The organism is Mesorhizobium sp. M4B.F.Ca.ET.058.02.1.1, from assembly GCF_003952505.1.
In the GTDB taxonomy this organism is placed as follows: domain Bacteria; phylum Pseudomonadota; class Alphaproteobacteria; order Rhizobiales; family Rhizobiaceae; genus Mesorhizobium.
The window spans coordinates 1,041,640-1,059,794 of sequence record NZ_CP034450.1; the positions used below are offsets into that span (position 1 = coordinate 1,041,640).

Sequence of the window (18,155 nt, forward strand, 5' to 3'; positions counted from 1 at the left end):
TCAGCCCTGGCGGGCCGGCACGCGCACGACCAACCCGTCGAGGGCGTCGCGCACCTTGATCTGGCAGGACAGGCGCGAGTTCGGCTGGACGTCATAGGCGAAGTCCAGCATGTCCTCCTCCATCGCCTCCGGCTCGCCGACTTCCGCCGTCCAGGACTCGTCGACATAGACATGGCAGGTTGCGCAGGCGCAGGCGCCGCCGCACTCGGCCTCTATCCCCGGGACGGCGTTGCGGATGGCGTTCTCCATCACGGTCGAGCCGTTTTCGGCATCCATGTCGAACTGTGTGCCGTCATTGGCAATGAAGGTCAGCTTGGTCATTTGTCACCTGAAGGGGAGTTCCAGCCGAGATAATCACTCCGGCGGACAAGTCAACTGCGGCGCGAAAACGCCGCGCCGTGACGTTTTTTCGGAAATCCGGCCAAAGCGCGTCCGGCGGGCGCCGCGCTTAGGTTGTTGTTTCGCACATGTCGCCATCCCGGGACCGCCGCACACCTTTGAGCGATTGTCCTAGCGGCTGATGGCGGCAATGAAATCGCGCACTTCCTCGATTAGCACGCCGAGCCGCTTGAGGGTCTTGATGTCTTCGGGCTGGCCTTCGACGGCCGCGGCGCAATCGGCGATTGCAAACGCACCCACTCCGCGCGCCGAGCCCTTCAGCCCATGCGCCAGGAGCAGCCTCTCCTTGACGTCCGCGTCGAGGATCTTGTCGCGCACGGCAAGCGCCTGCTGTACGAACAACGCCAGCACCTCCTGCTCGAGAACGCGATCGCCCATCGTCTGGCGCGAAAGATGCGCGAGATCCACAGGTCGTGACTGGGCCGTTCCCGAAACGTCGCCGCCGGGCATGGAAAAGGCAATGCCGCTTTCGCCGCGCATGGATATTGCAGCTCCTAGGTGTCTGACTGCCTGGAAAACTAGGCGAATCCCGTAGCAAACGGGTTAATGATTGGTCTGAAAAAATGTTGACAGGGAGGCGCCGAAATCACGTCTCCGTTAACCCTATATTTAAAGTTTTACGTATCGCCCAGAATGCAGGTTTTCTTTACCCCTGTGTGTCATTACGATACGAGGGTCCATTTTCAGCCTCCTGCGTGGGATAAGACAAGCCAGAATCTCGGGCCAAAATCATAAGTTCCTCGGCAGCTAGTACAGGGTAGCGAAGGCATGGCGAAGAAACCAACGACACGAACTCTCGACAGCGACGTAGCCAAGGAACTCGAACGGGCGCTCGACCTGGATTTGAGCGTAGAGGGAGATGGCGACGGCGGCCTCGATATGGCGGCGTCGATGGAAGACCTGGAAGCGCAGATTTCAGCCGCGGCTGACGAGCTGGCGCGCGAAGGGCGCAGCCAGAAGGAGGAGCCGGCGGTCGTTCAGAACCAGAACGCAAAACCAGCACACAACACGCAGCCGGCGGCGAAGCCCAAGCCGGCCGAGTTGCGTCCGGTTGAAACGCGCAACGGCGCGCAGCCGGCCGGCTTCACCCCGGCCAATGATGACCGCCAGAAGGATTATCGCACGCTGCTGCACGGTCTCAACCGGCGCGCGTCGAGCACCATCTACTGGGTCGTGGCGTTCATTTCGCTGGCCTGGATCGCCGGCGCCGGCGGCCTGGCCAACCTCCTGTTCGGCCCGGGCATCTGGAAAATCCGCACCGTCGACCAGTTCTTCGCCCGCCCCGAGCTGATCGGCCTCGCGGTCGCGGCGATCATCCCCGTCATTTTGTTCTGGGCGTTCGCGGCGATGGTGCGCCGGGCCCAGGAGATGCGCATTGCGGCGCAGTCGATGACGGAAGTGGCCTTCCGCCTGGCCGAGCCGGAGAACCTTGCCCAGGACCGCGTCATGATGATCGGTCAGGCCGTGCGCCGCGAGGTGGCGGCGATGGGCGAAGGCATCGAACGCACGCTGGCGCGTGCCGTCGAGCTGGAAACGCTGGTGCACAGCGAAGTCAACCAGATCGAGCGGTCCTATTCGGAGAACGAAGCCCGCATCCGCTCGCTGGTCGACGGTCTCGGCAGCGAGCGCGAAGCCGTCGTCACCCATGCCGAGCGCGTCCGCGCCTCGATAGCCAGCGCGCATGAGACGCTTAGGGACGAGATCGGCTCGGCCAGCGACATCATCCGCGACTCGATCCTCAATGCCTCGACCAAGCTGTCGATGACGATCAACAATTCCGGCGACACGCTGATCGACCGCATCAACGAGAGCTCGATGTCGATCTTCGATTCTGTCGAAGGCCGGCTCGATACGATCACCGACCGGCTGTCGACCTCGGGCGAGGCCTTCGCCAGCCTGCTCGATACGCGTATCGCCAAGCTGACCGACACCACCGACGGCCTCACCCGGTCGCTGACCGACCTGCTCGACGACCGCACCAGCGGCATGGTTTCGCTGCTCGGCGGCGCCGCTCGCACGCTGAGCTCCGAGTTCGAAAACAGCCTCAGCGGCATAGAGCGCACGCTGGCCGAGCGCGGCCAGGCTTTGATCAGCGAATTCCAGACCCGCGCCGAAGCGCTCGACACCGGCACTCAGAAACTCAACGCCGCGCTCGAGGCGCGCGCGCGCCAGATCAACGAGACGCTGGTCGAACGCGCACGCGAGATCGCCCACACTTTCGCCGAGAGCAAGGACCAGCTGTCGGCGATGATCGACCAGGGCAAGACCCAGATCGGCGCGGACATGGCCGACATCGTCTCGTCAACCTCCTCCATGCTCGAGGCCCGCGCCAGCGACTTCGCCGGCCGCATGGAAGCCGCCCGCCATGTCGTGTCGCGTTCCTTCGACAGCGACATCCAGCGGCTCGCGGATGCCCGCGTCGGCATCGAGGAAGCGGTGGAGAACCACAGCCGCAAGCTCTCGGAAAGCCGTGACCGCATGGCTGCCGCCATGCAGGCCGACCTGGCGACGTTCGCCGAAAGCCGCGCCGGAATCGATGCAGCCGTGACCGACCAGGTGCAGAAGCTGGCGGAAGGCCGCAACCTTATCGCTCGCGCGCTGGAAGAGGATCTGCGCAAGGTCAACGAATCGCGCGCCGCCATCGACGCATCGCTCGGCAGCCATCTGGAGCAGCTCGAAGAGGGTCGCAACCGGCTTGCCCAGGCTTTGAATGAAGACTCAGGAAAACTCGTGCAAGCCCGTACGATCATTGATGAAATGGTTGCCGGGCATGTCGGGAAGCTCGCCGAGGGGCGCAACATTCTGTCGCGTGCCCTGGAAGCCGATCTCAGCAAGCTGGCCGACAGCCGCGCCAGCATTGATGGGCTGGTCGCCGGCCAGGTCGAGAAGATCGGCGAAGGCCGCTCCGTGCTTGCCAAGGCGCTCGAGACCGACATCATCGGCATCAGGAACCTGATCGAGACCCACTCCGCCAAGCTCGCCGAAGACAGGGGTGAGCTCAGCCGTTCGCTGGAGAGCGACCTGTCGGGCATCAGGAACCTGATCGAGGGTCATTCCGTCAGGCTGGCCGACGACCGCAGCTTGCTGTCGCAGACGCTCGAAGCCGACCTCGCCAAGCTGGCGGAGGGCCGGGCCAGCATCGACGGGCTGGTCGCAGGCCAGGTCGAAAAGCTCGCCGAGGGCCGCGATATCCTCAAGCGCGCGCTCGAGGCCGATATCAGCACGATCAAGGGCGCCATCGCCGGTCATTCCGAGCGGGTCGCGGAAGAGCGCAGCCAGCTATCCAAGGCCCTGGAAGCCGATCTGCAGAACGTCAACAGCCTGATAGCGGATCACACGAACCGGCTCGTCCAGGATCGCTCGACGCTGTCGCAGGCCCTGCAGGACGACCTGCAGAACGTGAACGGCATCATGGCCGATCACCAGAACCGGCTGGTCCAGGACCGTTCGACGCTGGCCAAGGCGCTTGAGGACGACCTCGCCAAGCTGGCTGAGAGCCGCTCCAGCATTGACGGGCTGGTCGCCGGCCAAGTCGAGAAGCTTGCCGAGGGCCGCGATATCCTCAAGCGCGCCCTGGAAGCCGATCTCAACACGATCCGCAGCGCGATTGCCGACCAGTCGCAGAAACTCACCGACAACCGCGCGGAATTCGCACGCGTGCTGGAAGCCGATCTGGAGAACGTCAACGGCCTTCTCCAGGGCCACAGCGACAGGCTTGCCCAGGATCGATCGGCGCTTTCCAAGGCGCTCGAGGACGATCTCGCCAAGCTGGCCGAGAGCCGCTCCAGCATCGACGGGCTGGTCGCTGGCCAGGTCGAGAAGCTTGCCGAGGGTCGCGATATCCTCAAACGCGCCCTGGAAGCGGACCTGCAGAAGCTCGCCGCGGGCCGCAGCGAGATCGACGACATCATCGCCGGTCATGTTGGCAAGCTGGCCGAAGGCCGAGACATGCTGTCCCGTGCGCTGGAAGACGATCTGGCGAAGCTCGTCGACACGCGCAAGGACGTCGACCGTTCGCTGTCCGGCCATATCGACCAGATCGCAGCCAGGAGCGGCGACATCTCGGCATCGATCGCCGCCGATGTCGAGAAGATCGAACAGGCCTTCAACCGGCAGACCGGCATCATCGAGGAACGCGCCGGAACCATGGAACGTGCGCTGTCGACCGGCGTCGACAATGTCCGCAACGTGCTGGAGAAGAGCGCGGTCTTCGTCGCCGGCGCCCTGCGCGAGAAGGTCATGGAGGTCACCAGCGTCCTGCACGAACAGGCGGGGCAGGCCTTCAGCGATGCCGACCGCAAGATCGCCGAACGCGCAGAACAGACCTCGTCGGCCCTGCTCGCCAGGGCCGAGGACATCGCGCGCGCCTTCGAGGACGCCGATCGCCGCCTGCATGCGCGTGCAGAGGACACCACCAGCGCGCTGCTTGCCCGCCACGACGACATATCGAGTTCGATGCTCGCCCGTGCCCAGGAGACCGCCGATCAGCTGGCCGCACGCGCCAGTGAGATCGCCGGCACCTTCGACGCGGCGGACCAGAAGCTGGTTGCACGTGCGGTTGAAACGGCGCAGTCGCTGGCAGCCCGCGCCGGCGACATCCTGCGCAATTTCGAGGGCGCCGACGAACGGCTGAGCATGCGCATCGGCGAGTCGGCCGAAGCGCTTGCCGCACGCGCCTCGGATCTCGGCCGCATCTTCGATGCCGCCGACCAGCATCTGATCTCGCGCATCGCCGAAGGTTCGGAAGCCTTGTCGTCGCGTGCATCGGAGATCGCCCGCATCTTCGACGATGCGGATCAGCGTCTGGTCGCCCGCATCGCCGACAGCACCACCACCATCGGCGGCCACGCCGAGACCATCGTCGGGGCTTTCGCCAGCACCGAGCAGCGGGTCGCCGACCGCGCGCGCCAGACCGGCCAGGAATTGGCCGTCCATGCCCGCGAGATCGAGCAGGCGCTGGCCGGTGCCGACGAGCGACTGGCGTCCAATGCAGCGGCAGCCGCGGCCCGGATCGAAGAGCAGGTCTCCGGCGTCGAAAATCGTCTCGCCTACACCGCGGAAACGATGGGCCAGAAGCTCAGCGAGCAGGTTTCGAGCGCGGAGGCGCAACTCATTTCGCGCGCCAACGTGATCGCGGAGACCTTCACCGCCGTCGGCCAGCATATCGGCCAGAGCACCAACGACGCCGCCAAGACAATCGGCGCCAACACCCGCGAGCTCAACACGATGCTCGCGGCGCGCTCGGCCGAGATGTCGAGGATCCTCGACGAGACGGCCAAGCCACTGGTCGAGCGCTTCGCCCAGGGTGGCTCGGAGCTGCAGCGGAGCATGGAAGAGGTTACCGAGCGGGCGACCGAGAAGCTGCGCAGCGAAAACGCAGCGCTCGTCAACGCGCTCGCCAGCCGCACGGCCGAGACCCTCTCGGCCGTCGAGGGCGCGCGCTCGACGCTCGCCGACAGCGTCGCCGAGCTCATCGGCCGCCTGAGCACCTCCAGCGCCCAGCTCGGTCAGCTGATCGATCAGGCGGCGGTCAATCTCGGCCATGTCGAGGAGCGGCTCACCGGAAGCACGCAGAGCTTCGCGACGACCACGGAGAAGGCCGCGCAGACGTTCGCCAGCTCGGCGCGCCTGGTCGATTCCAATACGACCCGGCTCACCGACCTGTCGTCGGCCACGCTGCGCGAGGTCGCATCGATCGCTACCAAGTTCGACGAGCACAGCCGGTTGCTCTCCAGCGCCTCGGACCTGCTCAGTTCCGCGCAGAGCAATCTCGAGCACACGCTGGAACGGCAGTCGTCGCTGGACGACCTCGCGGTCGGCCTGGTCAAGAAGTCGGAGGACCTCGAAAAGGTCATGCGTTCGTTCGAGAACCTGGTCGGCCAGACGATGCAGAACGCCGAGGGACGGACTATGGAATCGGCGGAAAAGATCCGCACCGCCATCGCCGAGGTGGTCGAATCGGCGACCAAGCGTTTCGCCGACGCGACCGAGGAGATGCGGCGCACCGCCGGTTCGATCAAGAGCGAGCTCGACCTGACGCGTGCCGAGCTCAAGAAGGGCGTCATCGAGATGCCGGAAGAGGCCAAGGAATCGACCTCGGCCATACGTCGGGCCGTTTCCGAGCAGATCAACGCGCTCAAGGAGCTCTCCGACATCGTCGCGAAGTCCGGCCGCAGCGGCAGCGACTCCTCGGAGCCGCGCAGCCTGCGCCCCGCTCCTCAGGCGCCGGCCCGTCCGGCCGAGCCGCCGCGCCGGCCGCCGGCTCAGCAGCAGCAGCAGCCCGAGCGCCGGGCTCCGCAGGCGCCGCTGGGTGAAACGACCTTGCGCGGCACGCTCGACCTCGAGCGTCCGGCCGAAGCGGCCCCGCGCCGCGAGCCCAATGGCCGCACGCCGCAAGGCGGCTGGGTGCGCGATCTCCTGACCGGGGCGTCTCGTGAAGAGGAGCTGAGGCCGGCGGCGCCGGCGGAAGCGCCGCGTCCGGCTCCGGCCCAGCGTTCGCCGCTGCATGTCGTGGAATCGCTTAACTCGCTGTCGGTCGACATCGCGCGCGCCATCGACCACGACGCCTCGATCGAGCTGTGGAACCGCTACCGGCGCGGCGAGCGTGACGTGTTCACGCGGCGCCTCTACACGCTGAAGGGCCAGCAAACCTTCGACGAGATCCGCCGCAAGTACCAAGCCGAGGCGGAGTTCCGCGCCGCCGTCGACCGCTACTGCGACGATTTCGAGAAGCTGCTCAAGGACGTGTCGCGCAACGACCGCGACAACATCATGGCGCAGACCTACCTGACCTCGGACACCGGCAAGGTCTACACCATGCTGGCCCATGCCAGCGGCCGCCTGCACTGAGCGGCTTCGTCAGGAAAAGAAAAAAGCGGGCCATGGCCCGCTTTTTTTGTGCTTGATGATATCGAAGCAATGCCCCGCCGGGCGTGTGCAGTGCCCCGACCGAATCGTCAGATCAGCGAATCCGTCCAGCGCACAATGTCCTTGGCGGCCTGGCCGAAGGCGCTGTCCAGCGCGCTGACGTAAGCGGCGTTGCCGCCGCCCGAGACCGGCGCGCTCGCCGTAAAGCTCTTGGCGGCGCGCACCTCGCCATTGCGGTCGTTGAGGAGGCGCACGAACAGCTCGACCTCGGCATGCTCGCCGCCATTGACGCGCACTTCGAAGGTCCGGACCTCGACGATGATCCGATAGTCGATCGCCAGCCCCTCGCCCGGCTTGCCGACGCCGGCAAAGCTGCCGGATCGCTGGAAGGTTTCCGCGAGCCTGGCCTGCACGATCAGCGGCAAGCGGTCGGCCCACTGCGCCCCCTTCAGGTACTGGATCGACAGATCGGATGGCCTGATGACGATGTTCTGGCTGTCCAGCGCCTTGAGCGCCGACGGCTCAGTGATCAGGATCTGCCGGCGGCTGTGGCCACGTACGTCGATCGACGGCGCCGACAGCTCGAACGTGTCGAGCGGCGCCGGCTTGGCGCCGAGCGCCGCGCAGCCGGCCAGCGAGAGCGCAAGCAGCGCCGCAGCCGATGTCATCCCAACCGACCTTGCCCAAACCGACGTCACGCGCGAGCCCCGTTGTCCCCAGATCGTAAGATCAACCCGCAATTGCGGTCTTTTCTGTTCTTGAGGCGGGCGAAGATCGAAGTCAACGCCGCACCCTGCCGTCATATTGCCGGACCTCGCCCTCGCCGCCCGACAGGATGCGCTGCGGATTGCGGCTGAGGTCGGTCACCGCTTCCTCGATGCGGTTGATCGAGCGGCGGCTGTCCTGGACCAGCGCCTCGACATTCTGCAGGCCTTGGCCCGAGAAGCGGGCCAGGTTGTCGGTGATGGTGCCGAGCCGCGCATTCAGCGTGTCGGCGACCTGCTTGAACGACTTCAGCGTGTCGCGGGCGTCCGCCATGACGCCGTTCGCCTCACCCGAGCCGAGCAGCTTGTCGACCTTGGCCAGGATGCCGTCGACGCGCTCCGAAGCGTCATTGAGCCGGTGCGCCAGCTGCCTGGCGTCCTTGATGGTGTCGTCGATGTCGTCGGCGCGGTTGGCGAATTTGTTCGTGACCTTGGCGATGTCGGCGGCGGCCTGATTGGCTTTGTCGCTGGCCTTCTGGATGTTGGCCAGCGCCGTGCGCACCTCGGCCGGATCGATGCCATCGAGCACGCCGTTGACCTTGTCCAGCGTGCCTTGCGTCTTCTGGGCGAAGTCGTTGATCGAGCCGACCGCCGTGTTGACGTTGTTGATGACGGTATCGAACTGCTTGGAGGTTTCCTTCAGATTGCCGGTCACCGTGTCGACGTTGGCGACGATGCTCTTGATCTGGTCCTTGTCGACGGCGTTGAGCAGGCCCTCGGCGGCCTTCAACGTGCCGTCGAGCTTGCCCGAAACTCCTTTCAACTCATCCGAGAGCGAACTCACGCTGGACAGGAACTTGTCGATGCCGTCGGAATTCCTGGCGAGCGCATCGGAGAAGGTCTGGACGTTCTTGACCGTATCGGTCAGTGGCCCGCGCACGTCGTGGGTGAAGCCTTCGAGATCCGAAAGCACCTTGTCGGCACGGGTGAAGATGTTCTGCGCGGTCTGCAGGAGATTGGTGACGGCGGAGGGATTGGCGACGATCTCGGCGACCCTGCCTTCCTTCTCGGCCTGGTCAAGAAGTTTCACCTCCTTGGGATCGGCGCCCTTGAGCTCGATATTGGCCTGGCCGGTGAGACCGGCCAGCCCGATATCGGCCTGCGTCGACTTGGTGATCGGCGTCATCCGGTCGATCTCGGTGTCGGCGATCGCGACAGTCGGATTGTCGACGTCGATGTAGACGCGCCTGACATCACCCACCTTGACGCCGTTGAAGAGCACGAAACTGCCGCGGCCGAGGCCGGACGCCGAGCCTGGGATGCGCACACGAAGCAGCGTCGTCTCGCCCTTGTCGCCGATCGCCGCCGTCCAATAAACGAAGGCGAAGGCCGCCAGGATCGCGGCCAGCGTGAAGATGCCGACAATGACGTAGTTGGCTCTTGTTTCCATTGCCCCACTTATGGCTATGCGCGCGCCGCAAGATCAAGTTGCCGTGCACGTTTTCCGCGAAAATAGGATTTCACCCACGGCTCCTCGCTTTTCAGCATGTCGTCGATCGTGCCTTCGACCAGTACCTTCTTCTTGCCGAGCACCGCCACGCGGTCGCAAGCGGTGAACAGCGTGTCGAGATCATGCGTGACCATGTAGACGGTGAGATCCATCGTATCGCGCAGCTTGACCACCAGCTCGTCGAATTCGGCGGCGCTGATCGGATCGAGGCCGGATGTCGGCTCGTCGAGGAAGACGATGTCCGGATCGAGCGCCAGCGCGCGCGCCAGTGCCGCCCGCTTGATCATGCCGCCGGACAATTCGGACGGGAATTTCTGCGCCGCGTCAGGCGGCAGCCCGACAAGCTCGATCTTCAGCAGCGCCAGTTCGTCCATCAGCTTCTTCGGCAGGTCGAGGTATTCGCGCATCGGCACCTGCACGTTCTCCTGCACTGTCAGCGCCGAGAACAGCGCGCCGTGCTGGAACAGCACACCAAGGCGCATATCGATGCGCAGGCGCTCAATGTCGCTCGCCTTCTCGACATCGACGCCGAACAGCTTGATCGTGCCCGACTGCTTGTGCAGCAGGCCGAGGATGGTGCGCAACAGCACCGATTTGCCGGCGCCCGAGGCGCCAACGAAGCCAAGGATCTCGCCGCGGGTGATGTCGAGCGACAGTTTGTCGAGGATCACCTTGTCATCCAGGGCGACGGTGACGTCGCGAACGGACAGCACGATCTCGCTTTCGGTGGTTTCCTTGGCCTCGGTGCCGTTTCGCGTCGCCATGTCAGAACTCTATCGCGGCGTAGAACATGGCAAAAAGACCGTCGAGGATGATGACGACGAAGATCGATTTCACCACGGAGGCGGTTACGTGCTGGCCAAGCGATTCGGCGCTGCCGCCGACTTTCATGCCTTCGACGGAAGCAATGGTGCCGATGATCATGGCCATGAACGGCGCCTTGATCAGGCCTGCGAAGATGGTGCTGAGATCGATGGCGACGCGCAGCCGGTCGATGAAGGCGGCCGGGGGAATGTCGGAATAGAGCCAGGCGGCGACGATGCCGCCGCCGAGGGCGGCAAAATTGGCGATGATCGTGAGACACGGCAGCGCGATGACCAGCGCGACCAGGCGCGGAAACACCAGCACGCCGATCGGGTTCAGGCCGATGACCTTGAGCGCGTCGACCTCCTCGCGCATCTTCATGGAGCCGATCTCGGCGGTGATGGCGCTGCCGGAGCGGCCGGCGATCATGATCGCAGTCATCAGCACGCCGAGTTCGCGCAGGATCAGCACGCCGACGAGGTCGACGACGAAGATGTCGGCGCCGAAATAGCTGAGCTGATAGGCGCCCTGCTGGGCAACGATGGCGCCGACGATGGCCGACATCAGCACCACCACCGGGATGGCGCCGACGCCCATGCGGTCGATCTGGTTGAAGATGGCGGCCGGGTTGACGGCATGGCCGCGGCCAAGCTTCATCTGCGCGCCGCGGATGGTGGCGCCCAGGATGTTCATCGAGGCCAGGAAATCGTCGCGCATCTCATAGACGCGCCGGCCGACCGCCTCCAGCCCGCGGATAATGATGTTGGGCGGACCGGCAGGACCCGATTCGGGCTCGCGCCTGACAGCGTCGCCAACGGCGCCGAGCAGGATCTCGGCGATCTCGCTCTGCCCCTGGATCTGAACTTCGACGCCCTTCTTCTCGAATGCGCTGACCAGGCGGTCGATCAGCCAGGCACCGGCGGTGTCCATCTTCTCTATTTGTGAAAGATCGAGCGCTAAGCTTTTGACACCACTGCGCTTTTCTATTTTTCGCATCTCGGCGTCGACCAGCGCTACGGTGCGCGTCGTCCAGCTTCCCGAGAAAGCGCAGCCGAGAACGCCACCCTCCTCGCCAACGGCAATGCGCGGCTGGCCGTTTGGCTCCTTGGCGGCCGTGCCGCTTGCGTCGCGTTTGCGGATGGTCAACATGGCGTCCTGTTTAGCCTGCCGGAACCGGCCTGTCATTTGCCGGCGCCGCGTTGTCGCACAGCCTGAGAAGAAAAATATGGCGCGTGTCATTTCGGTCGAATCCGAGCGTTTCCCCATTGCCGGCTCCTTCACCATCTCGCGCGGCTCGAAGACAGAAGCCGAGGTCATCACCTTAACCATCAGCGAAGGCCGCCATGCCGGGCGCGGCGAATGCGTCCCTTACAAGCGCTATGGCGAAACCATGGAGGGCGTCCGCGCCGCAATCGAGGAGATGCGCGGCCGGATTGCCGACGGCATCGACCGGGCAGCCCTGCTCACCGCCATGCCGGCGGGCGCGGCGCGAAACGCCGTAGACTGTGCTCTTTGGGATCTGGAAGCGAAGTTGAGCGGCACGCCGGTCGCGGATGCGATATGCGCTGCCCAGGCGGGGGGCTCGAGACGGCCTACACGCTCTCGCTGGGCGAGCCGGAGGCGATGGCAGCGCAGGCTCGCGCCAATGCGGACCGGCCACTGCTCAAAGTCAAGATCGGCGGCGACAATGACCAGGCCCGCATCCGTGCGGTTACCGAAGCGGCGCCTGCCAGCCGCATCATCCTCGACGCCAATGAGGGTTGGACGGACGACAACATCGTCGACAACCTCGCCTTCGCCGCCGAACACGGCATCGCCCTCATCGAGCAACCTCTGCCGGCCGGCCGCGACACGATCCTGCGCCAAATTGCGCATCCGGTGCCGATCTGCGCCGACGAAAGCGTGCACGAGGCGAAGGACCTGGAAGCCCTTGTTGGACTTTATGATGCCGTCAACATCAAGCTCGACAAATCCGGTGGGCTCACCGAGGCGGTGGTGCTGCGCGAGCGCGCCCGCGCGCTCGGCTTCCACATTATGGTCGGTTGCATGGTGGGCACGTCGCTGGCGATGGCACCGGCCGTGCTTCTGGCGCAGGGCGCCGATTTCGTCGATCTCGACGGTCCGCTGCTGCTCGCGAGGGACCGGGAGCCACGCCTCGTCTACGAGGGATCGTTTGTACTACCCCCCGACAGCACGCTGTGGGGTTGAGCGCGCCGCGAGCGCAATCAGCGCCAGGCCGATGAGCGCAATGGGGATCATGGCCAGAAAGCCGTCGACACCGAAGCGGTCGTAGAGCGGGCCCGACGCCAACGTCACCACGGCCATGAAGAAGCCGTTGAAGAAATAGGCGATGCCTTGCGCAGCACCCGTGCGTTCCTCCGAGACGGTCTCGCCGATCATCTTCTGCAAGCCGATCAGCACCATCGCCACAGACACCGCGTGCAGCGTCTGGACGCCGAAGAAGCCGGCGACGCCAAGGCCGAGCGGCCAGATCAGCGGAAAGGCGATCCAGCGCACGATTGAGCCGATGCCAGCGATCAGCATCACCCTGACGACGGGAACGGACCCGAGGATGCGCGTAAACATCACAAACATGCACACCTCGGCGACCACGCCCCAGGCCCACAGCAGGCCAACGACGGTGTCGCTGATGCCGATCGACTTCCAGTAGATCGAGACGAAGCCGTAGAGAAAGGCATGGCTGGCGGTGATGATGCCGACGCCGAGGGTGAAATAGAGGAAATAGGCATTGAGAAGCTTCGGCGCCGAATGCTGGATGTCGGTCGCCGACAGCGGCGAGGCGCGGCGCGGACGGCCGAGCCTCGGCGCCAGCAATCCTGCGGCGAGTGCCGCGCCCAGGGCAACGAAGATGATCGCCGGCACCGCCTCGGCGCCGGTGCGCGCCAGGATGAAGCCGCCGACGACATTGGCGCAAAGATAGGAGATCGAGCCCCATTTGCGCATGCTAGTGTAGTTGGAGCCGAAACGGCGCACGCCCGATAGCGCCAGCGAATCGGCGATCGGCGAATGCGGCGTCCAGACGATGGTCAGCGCCAGCGAGACGGCAAGCACGACGGCGTAGCTGGGCGGCAGGAAGTAGCCGGCGGAAAGCACCATCGAAACCGCGACCAGCGCGATATAGACATGGGCGCGGTCCCTCGCCCGATCGGCAAGCGCAGTCAGCAGCGGCGTCGTCACCACACGCAGGAACATGGGCGCGGCGAGGATCACCGCGATCTGCCCGGCATGGAAACCCTTGGCCTGCAGCCAGAGCGGGAAGTAGGGCAGATGCGTACCGAGCGACACGAAGAGCGTGGCGAAGATCAGGCTCATGCGCAGCTCGAAATGGCGTGGCTTGATGAGTTGTTCAGGCGAGAGCGGCGGCAGGGACATGAATCGATCCAATCACGCCACGGTCGACCGCTCGCGACGTATGTCGATCCCTTAACATGGAGAAAAACCGTGCGAAACCGGCTGGACTAATCGATTAGCGCGAGCTTGCGGCCGCAGGGGCTTGGCGTCACGCCGCCTGCACGGCCCTGCCCTTGATGTTGACGGGAACCAGCACATCCTTGCCGGCCGGAGCCTCGGGCAGGACATGCGCCCAGGTCAGGATTTCCATGCGCCCGTCGAAATGCTCGACAACCGCCGTGCAGCTTTCCACCCAATCGCCGGTGTTGATGTACTGCACGTCGCCATAGCTCTCGATCGCGGCGTGGTGGATGTGGCCGCAGATGACGCCGTCGACATGCGAGCGCCGCGCTTCCTCGCTCAGCACCGTCTGGAACGAGCCAATGAAGTTCACCGCTTTCTTGACCTTGACCTTGGCCCAGGACGAGAACGACCAGTAAGGCAAGCCGAGCAGATGACGCAGCTTTGTAACGACCCTATTGACCATCATCGCCGCGTCATAGGCGTAATCGCCGAGATAGGCGAGCCAGCGCTGATTGTGCACCACCGTGTCGAACTGGTCGCCATGGATGACCAGCAGGCGGCGGCCGTCGGCGGTCTCGTGGATGGCACGGTCGGCGACGACGATGCCGCCGAAATGCACGCCCTGGAACTGGCGGGCGAACTCGTCGTGGTTGCCGGCAATGTAGGTGATGCTGGCGCCCTTGCGCGCCTTGCGCAGCAGTTTCTGCACGACATCGTTGTGACTCTGCGGCCAGTGCCAGCTTCGCCTGAGTCGCCAGCCGTCGACGATGTCGCCGACCAGATAGATGATATCGGCGTCGTGGTGCCTGAGGAAATCGATCAGGAAGTCGGCCTTGGCCGCCTTCGACCCCAGGTGGATGTCGGAGATGAACATCGAGCGGAAAGTGCGGGGCTCTGGGCCGGACATAGCTTGTCACCGTTGCTTTCGCAGAGCCTGTGCCACGATTCATGCAACAACCGTATGACGGTTGCGATTGGTCCAGCCGAAGGGCTAGCTTGCCGCGCTCGACAAAAGGAGAAGACCGTCATGGATCTCGGCATTCGCGGAAAGAAGGCCATTGTCTGCGCGTCCAGCAAGGGGCTAGGGCGCGGTTGCGCCATTGCGCTGGCCGAGGCGGGCGTCGACCTCGTCGTCAACGGCCGCAATGCGGAGCTCTTGGCAAGGACCGCCGCCGAGATCCGTGAAAAATTCGGGGTCAAGGTGATCGAGATCGCCGGCGACGTGTCGAAGCCAGAGGTGCAGAAGGCGCTGCTTGCGGCCTGTCCCGATCCGGACATCCTGGTCAACAACAATGGCGGCCCGCCGCTGCGCGATTTCCGCACGCTCGACCGTGACAAGATCCTCGAAGGCGTCACCCAGAACATGGTGACGCCGATCGAGCTGATCCAGGCGGTGATCGACGGCATGGCCAAGCGCGGCTTCGGCCGCATCGTCAACATCACCTCGCTGTCGGTTTATGTGCCCATCCCCGGGCTAGACCTCTCGTCGGGCGCGCGCGCCGGCCTGACCTCGTTCCTTGCCGGCGTAGCGCGCACGGTGGTCGACCGCAACGTCACCATCAACAGCCTGCTGCCGGGCAAGCTCGACACCGACCGGCTGCGCGGCCCGCATGAAGCCGGCACGGCCGAGGAGCCGGCGGCAGCGGCGGCGCGAAAAGCCCGCATCAGCGCCGACGTGCCGGCCAAGCGTCTCGGCACGCCCGAGGAATTCGGCCAGATCTGCGCCTTCCTGTGCTCGGTCCATGCCGGCTATCTCACAGGGCAGAACATTCCAGTCGATGGCGGCCTTTACGTCAGCGCGTTCTGACCTGCCGGCAACGCCAGCCGCCCGCCATATCGCAGAGTCCCGACACAAGGGGCTGAAATAACTCGGCTATTTGCGCTTCGCCGATGTGAACGCCGATGGCGTCATTTGGCGTCGCGAACAGTGCGGGCCGCATGCTGGAGCTTTTGATCGTCGCCCCTGTTTTGATGCAATTCCCGACGGAAAACCGTTTCACACTTTTCCTGGAACTGCTCTAAAAGGCTGCGAAGCAGAAGCGCAAGGAGGCCGGCATGGACAGCGAGAACAAGAAACCGGCCCGGTCGGACCTCGACGAGGCCGCTCTCTACTTCCACAAGCATCCCATTCCCGGAAAGCTGGAGATCCAGGCGACCAAGCCGCTCGGCAACCAGCGCGACCTGGCACTCGCCTATTCGCCGGGGGTCGCCGCCCCTTGCCTCGAGATCCGCGACGACCCGGCGACCGCCGCCGACTATACGGCGCGCGCCAACCTTGTCGGCGTCGTCTCCAACGGCTCGGCGGTGCTCGGCCTTGGCAATATCGGGCCGCTCGCCTCGAAGCCGGTGATGGAAGGCAAGGCGGTGCTGTTCAAGAAGTTCGCCGGCATCGACGTCTTCGACATCGAGATCGACGCGCCGGAAATCGAGCGCATGGTCGAGACGGTCGCGGCGCTGGAGCCGACCTTCGGCGGCATCAATCTCGAGGACATCAAGGCGCCGGAATGTTTCGAGGTCGAGGAGCGGCTGAAGGCCCGCATGGGCATCCCGGTGTTCCATGACGACCAGCACGGCACGGCGATCATCGTCGCTGCCGCGGTGCTCAACGGGCTGGAATTCGCCGGCAAGACAATTGCCGACATCAAGATCGTCACCTCGGGCGCCGGCGCCGCCGCGCTCGCCTGCCTCAACCTCCTGGTCTCGCTTGGCGCCAAGGTCGAGAACATCTGGGTCACCGACCGTTTCGGCGTCGCCTACAAGGGACGCCTCGAGGAGATGGACCGCTGGAAGGACCCCTATGTGAAGGACACGGAGGCGCGCACGCTGGCCGATGTCATTCCGGGCGCCGATGTCTTCCTCGGCCTTTCCGCCGCCGGCGTGCTCAAGCCTGAATTGCTGCAGCACATGGCGCCGAAGCCGCTCATCCTGGCGCTGGCCAACCCCAATCCGGAGATCATGCCGGAGGCAGCGCGCGCGGCGCGTCCGGATGCGATGATCTGCACAGGCCGCTCCGATTTTCCCAATCAAGTCAATAATGTGCTGTGCTTTCCTTACATCTTCCGCGGCGCGCTCGACTGCGGCGCCAGCGCCATCAACGAGGAAATGAAGATGGCGGCGGTCAGGGCGATCGCCGCCCTTGCCCGCGAAGAGCCGTCGGATGTCGCCGCGCGCGCCTATTCGGGCGAGACGCCGATCTTCGGGCCCGACTTCCTGATCCCCTCGCCCTTCGACCCGCGCCTCATCCTGCGCATCGCGCCGGCCGTCGCCAAGGCCGCCTGCGACACGGGCGTGGCGACCAGGCCGATCGCCGACTTCGCCGCCTATATCGACAAGCTGAACCGCTTCGTCTTCCGCTCCGGACTGGTGATGAAGCCGGTGTTCTCGACCGCCAAGGCATCCAGCGCCAAGCGCGTCATTTATGCCGACGGCGAGGACGAACGCGTGCTGCGCGCTGCCCAGGTGGTGCTGGAGGAAGGCATCGCCGAGCCGATCCTGATCGGCCGTCCGCATGTCATCGAAGTCAGGCTGAAGCGCTACGGATTGCGTATCAAGCCCGGCGTCGATTTCGGCCTGATCAACCCGGAAGAAGATCCGCGCTACCGCCACTATGTCGACTTGCTGATCGAGCTTGCCGGGAGGCGCGGCGTGACGACGGAAGCGGCGCGCACCATGGTGCGCACCGACAATACAGTGATCGCGGCGCTGGCGCTGAAGCGTGGCGATGCCGATGCCATGGTCTGCGGCCTCGAAGGCCGTTTCGAGCGGCATCTGCGCAATGTGACGCTGATCATCGGCCCCGCGCGGGCATCAAGGATCGGGACCTGTCCACGCTCTCCATGCTGATCTCGCAGCGCGGCATCATCTTCCTCACAGACACCCACGTCTCGGTCGATCCGACGGCCGAGGAAATCGCCGAGATGACGGTGCTGGCGGCGGAGGAGATCCAGCGCTTCGGCATCGAGCCGAAGGCAGCGCTGCTGTCGCATTCGGATTTCGGCTCGCGCGATTCACCCAGCGCGCTGAAGATGCGCCAAGCGGCGGCGATCCTGGCCCGCATCGCGCCGGAATTGCAGTGCGATGGCGAGATGCATGCCGACTCGGCACTGTCGGAGCACCTGCGCCAGCGCGTCTATCCGCATTCGCGGCTGAAGGGCGAAGCCAATCTGCTGGTGTTCCCGAACCTCGATTCGGCCAACATCACGCTGACGGCGCTGCGCACCATGATGGATGCACTGCATGTCGGGCCGATCCTGCTCGGCACCGACAAGCCGGCGCACATCCTGACGCCTTCGGTGACCTCGCGCGGCGTCGTCAACATGACGGCGCTTGCGGTGGTCGAGGCTGCGCACAAAGCGCAGGCGGTCGTCAACCTGGGCTGAGGGCGGATTTGGCGGTAAGCTGCTGTCACGTTTGGTTGCAGACTCAACTGCAACCGG

At 64.9% G+C, this 18,155-nt stretch carries 10 protein-coding genes and 2 pseudogenes; 4 read left to right on the forward strand and 8 right to left on the reverse strand.

Translation table 11 applies throughout. The features are described 5' to 3' along the window. Together EJ073_RS05305 and EJ073_RS05310 are read right to left on the reverse strand one after the other, a co-directional pair. Entirely contained in the window at positions 1 to 321 is a 321-nt protein-coding gene (locus EJ073_RS05305; RefSeq protein ID WP_126054785.1) for a 2Fe-2S iron-sulfur cluster-binding protein, read from the reverse strand. Positions 322 to 510: 189 nt separating this feature from the next. Beyond that, positions 511 to 879, reverse strand: a complete 369-nt coding sequence (locus EJ073_RS05310) for an Hpt domain-containing protein (RefSeq protein WP_126054786.1) — start codon at positions 877 to 879, stop codon at positions 511 to 513. A 288-nt stretch (positions 880 to 1,167) separates the two neighbouring features. Between EJ073_RS05310 and EJ073_RS05315 the strand changes: the two genes are divergently transcribed. Next, entirely contained in the window at positions 1,168 to 7,248 is a 6,081-nt protein-coding gene (locus tag EJ073_RS05315; RefSeq protein WP_126054787.1) for a kinesin, read from the forward strand. A gap of 107 nt (positions 7,249 to 7,355) precedes the next feature. Here the strand turns inward: EJ073_RS05315 and EJ073_RS05320 are convergent, their stop codons facing one another. The 4 genes from EJ073_RS05320 to EJ073_RS05335 form a co-directional block, all read right to left on the reverse strand. Further along, the gene (locus EJ073_RS05320) at positions 7,356 to 7,934 is read right to left on the reverse strand and encodes an ABC-type transport auxiliary lipoprotein family protein (protein WP_245455472.1); all 579 of its coding nucleotides are present in this window, start codon (positions 7,932 to 7,934) and stop codon (positions 7,356 to 7,358) included. 112 nt (positions 7,935 to 8,046) lie between these two features. Further along, positions 8,047 to 9,420: an MlaD family protein gene (locus tag EJ073_RS05325; protein ID WP_126054789.1), complete on the reverse strand. Its 1,374-nt coding sequence runs from the start codon at positions 9,418 to 9,420 to the stop codon at positions 8,047 to 8,049. A 14-nt stretch (positions 9,421 to 9,434) separates the two neighbouring features. Continuing rightward, entirely contained in the window at positions 9,435 to 10,244 is an 810-nt protein-coding gene (locus EJ073_RS05330) for an ABC transporter ATP-binding protein (protein ID WP_126054790.1), read from the reverse strand. A 1-nt stretch (position 10,245) separates the two neighbouring features. Beyond that, positions 10,246 to 11,433, reverse strand: coding sequence for an ABC transporter permease (locus EJ073_RS05335; protein ID WP_126054791.1), 1,188 nt, complete (start codon positions 11,431 to 11,433; stop codon positions 10,246 to 10,248). 76 nt (positions 11,434 to 11,509) lie between these two features. On the opposite strand from EJ073_RS05335, the pseudogene dgcA reads away from it, so the two are divergent. Further along, positions 11,510 to 12,492: pseudogene (gene dgcA, locus EJ073_RS05340) on the forward strand (N-acetyl-D-Glu racemase DgcA). Here dgcA and EJ073_RS05345 read toward each other — a convergent pair. Both EJ073_RS05345 and EJ073_RS05350 read right to left on the reverse strand, forming a co-directional pair. Next, the gene (locus EJ073_RS05345; RefSeq protein WP_126054792.1) at positions 12,463 to 13,677 is read right to left on the reverse strand and encodes an MFS transporter; all 1,215 of its coding nucleotides are present in this window, start codon (positions 13,675 to 13,677) and stop codon (positions 12,463 to 12,465) included. The pseudogene dgcA and the gene EJ073_RS05345 sit on opposite strands and share 30 nt — an antisense overlap. A 127-nt stretch (positions 13,678 to 13,804) precedes the next feature. Continuing rightward, the gene (locus EJ073_RS05350) at positions 13,805 to 14,626 is read right to left on the reverse strand and encodes a UDP-2,3-diacylglucosamine diphosphatase (RefSeq protein ID WP_126054793.1); all 822 of its coding nucleotides are present in this window, start codon (positions 14,624 to 14,626) and stop codon (positions 13,805 to 13,807) included. A gap of 120 nt (positions 14,627 to 14,746) precedes the next feature. Between EJ073_RS05350 and EJ073_RS05355 the strand changes: the two genes are divergently transcribed. Together EJ073_RS05355 and EJ073_RS05360 are read left to right on the forward strand one after the other, a co-directional pair. Next, a complete protein-coding gene (locus tag EJ073_RS05355) occupies positions 14,747 to 15,526 on the forward strand; it encodes an SDR family oxidoreductase (protein WP_126054794.1) in 780 nt (259 codons plus the stop codon). Between the two features lie 248 nt (positions 15,527 to 15,774). Beyond that, positions 15,775 to 18,098, forward strand: a pseudogene (locus tag EJ073_RS05360) (NADP-dependent malic enzyme). Positions 18,099 to 18,155 lie beyond the last annotated feature (57 nt).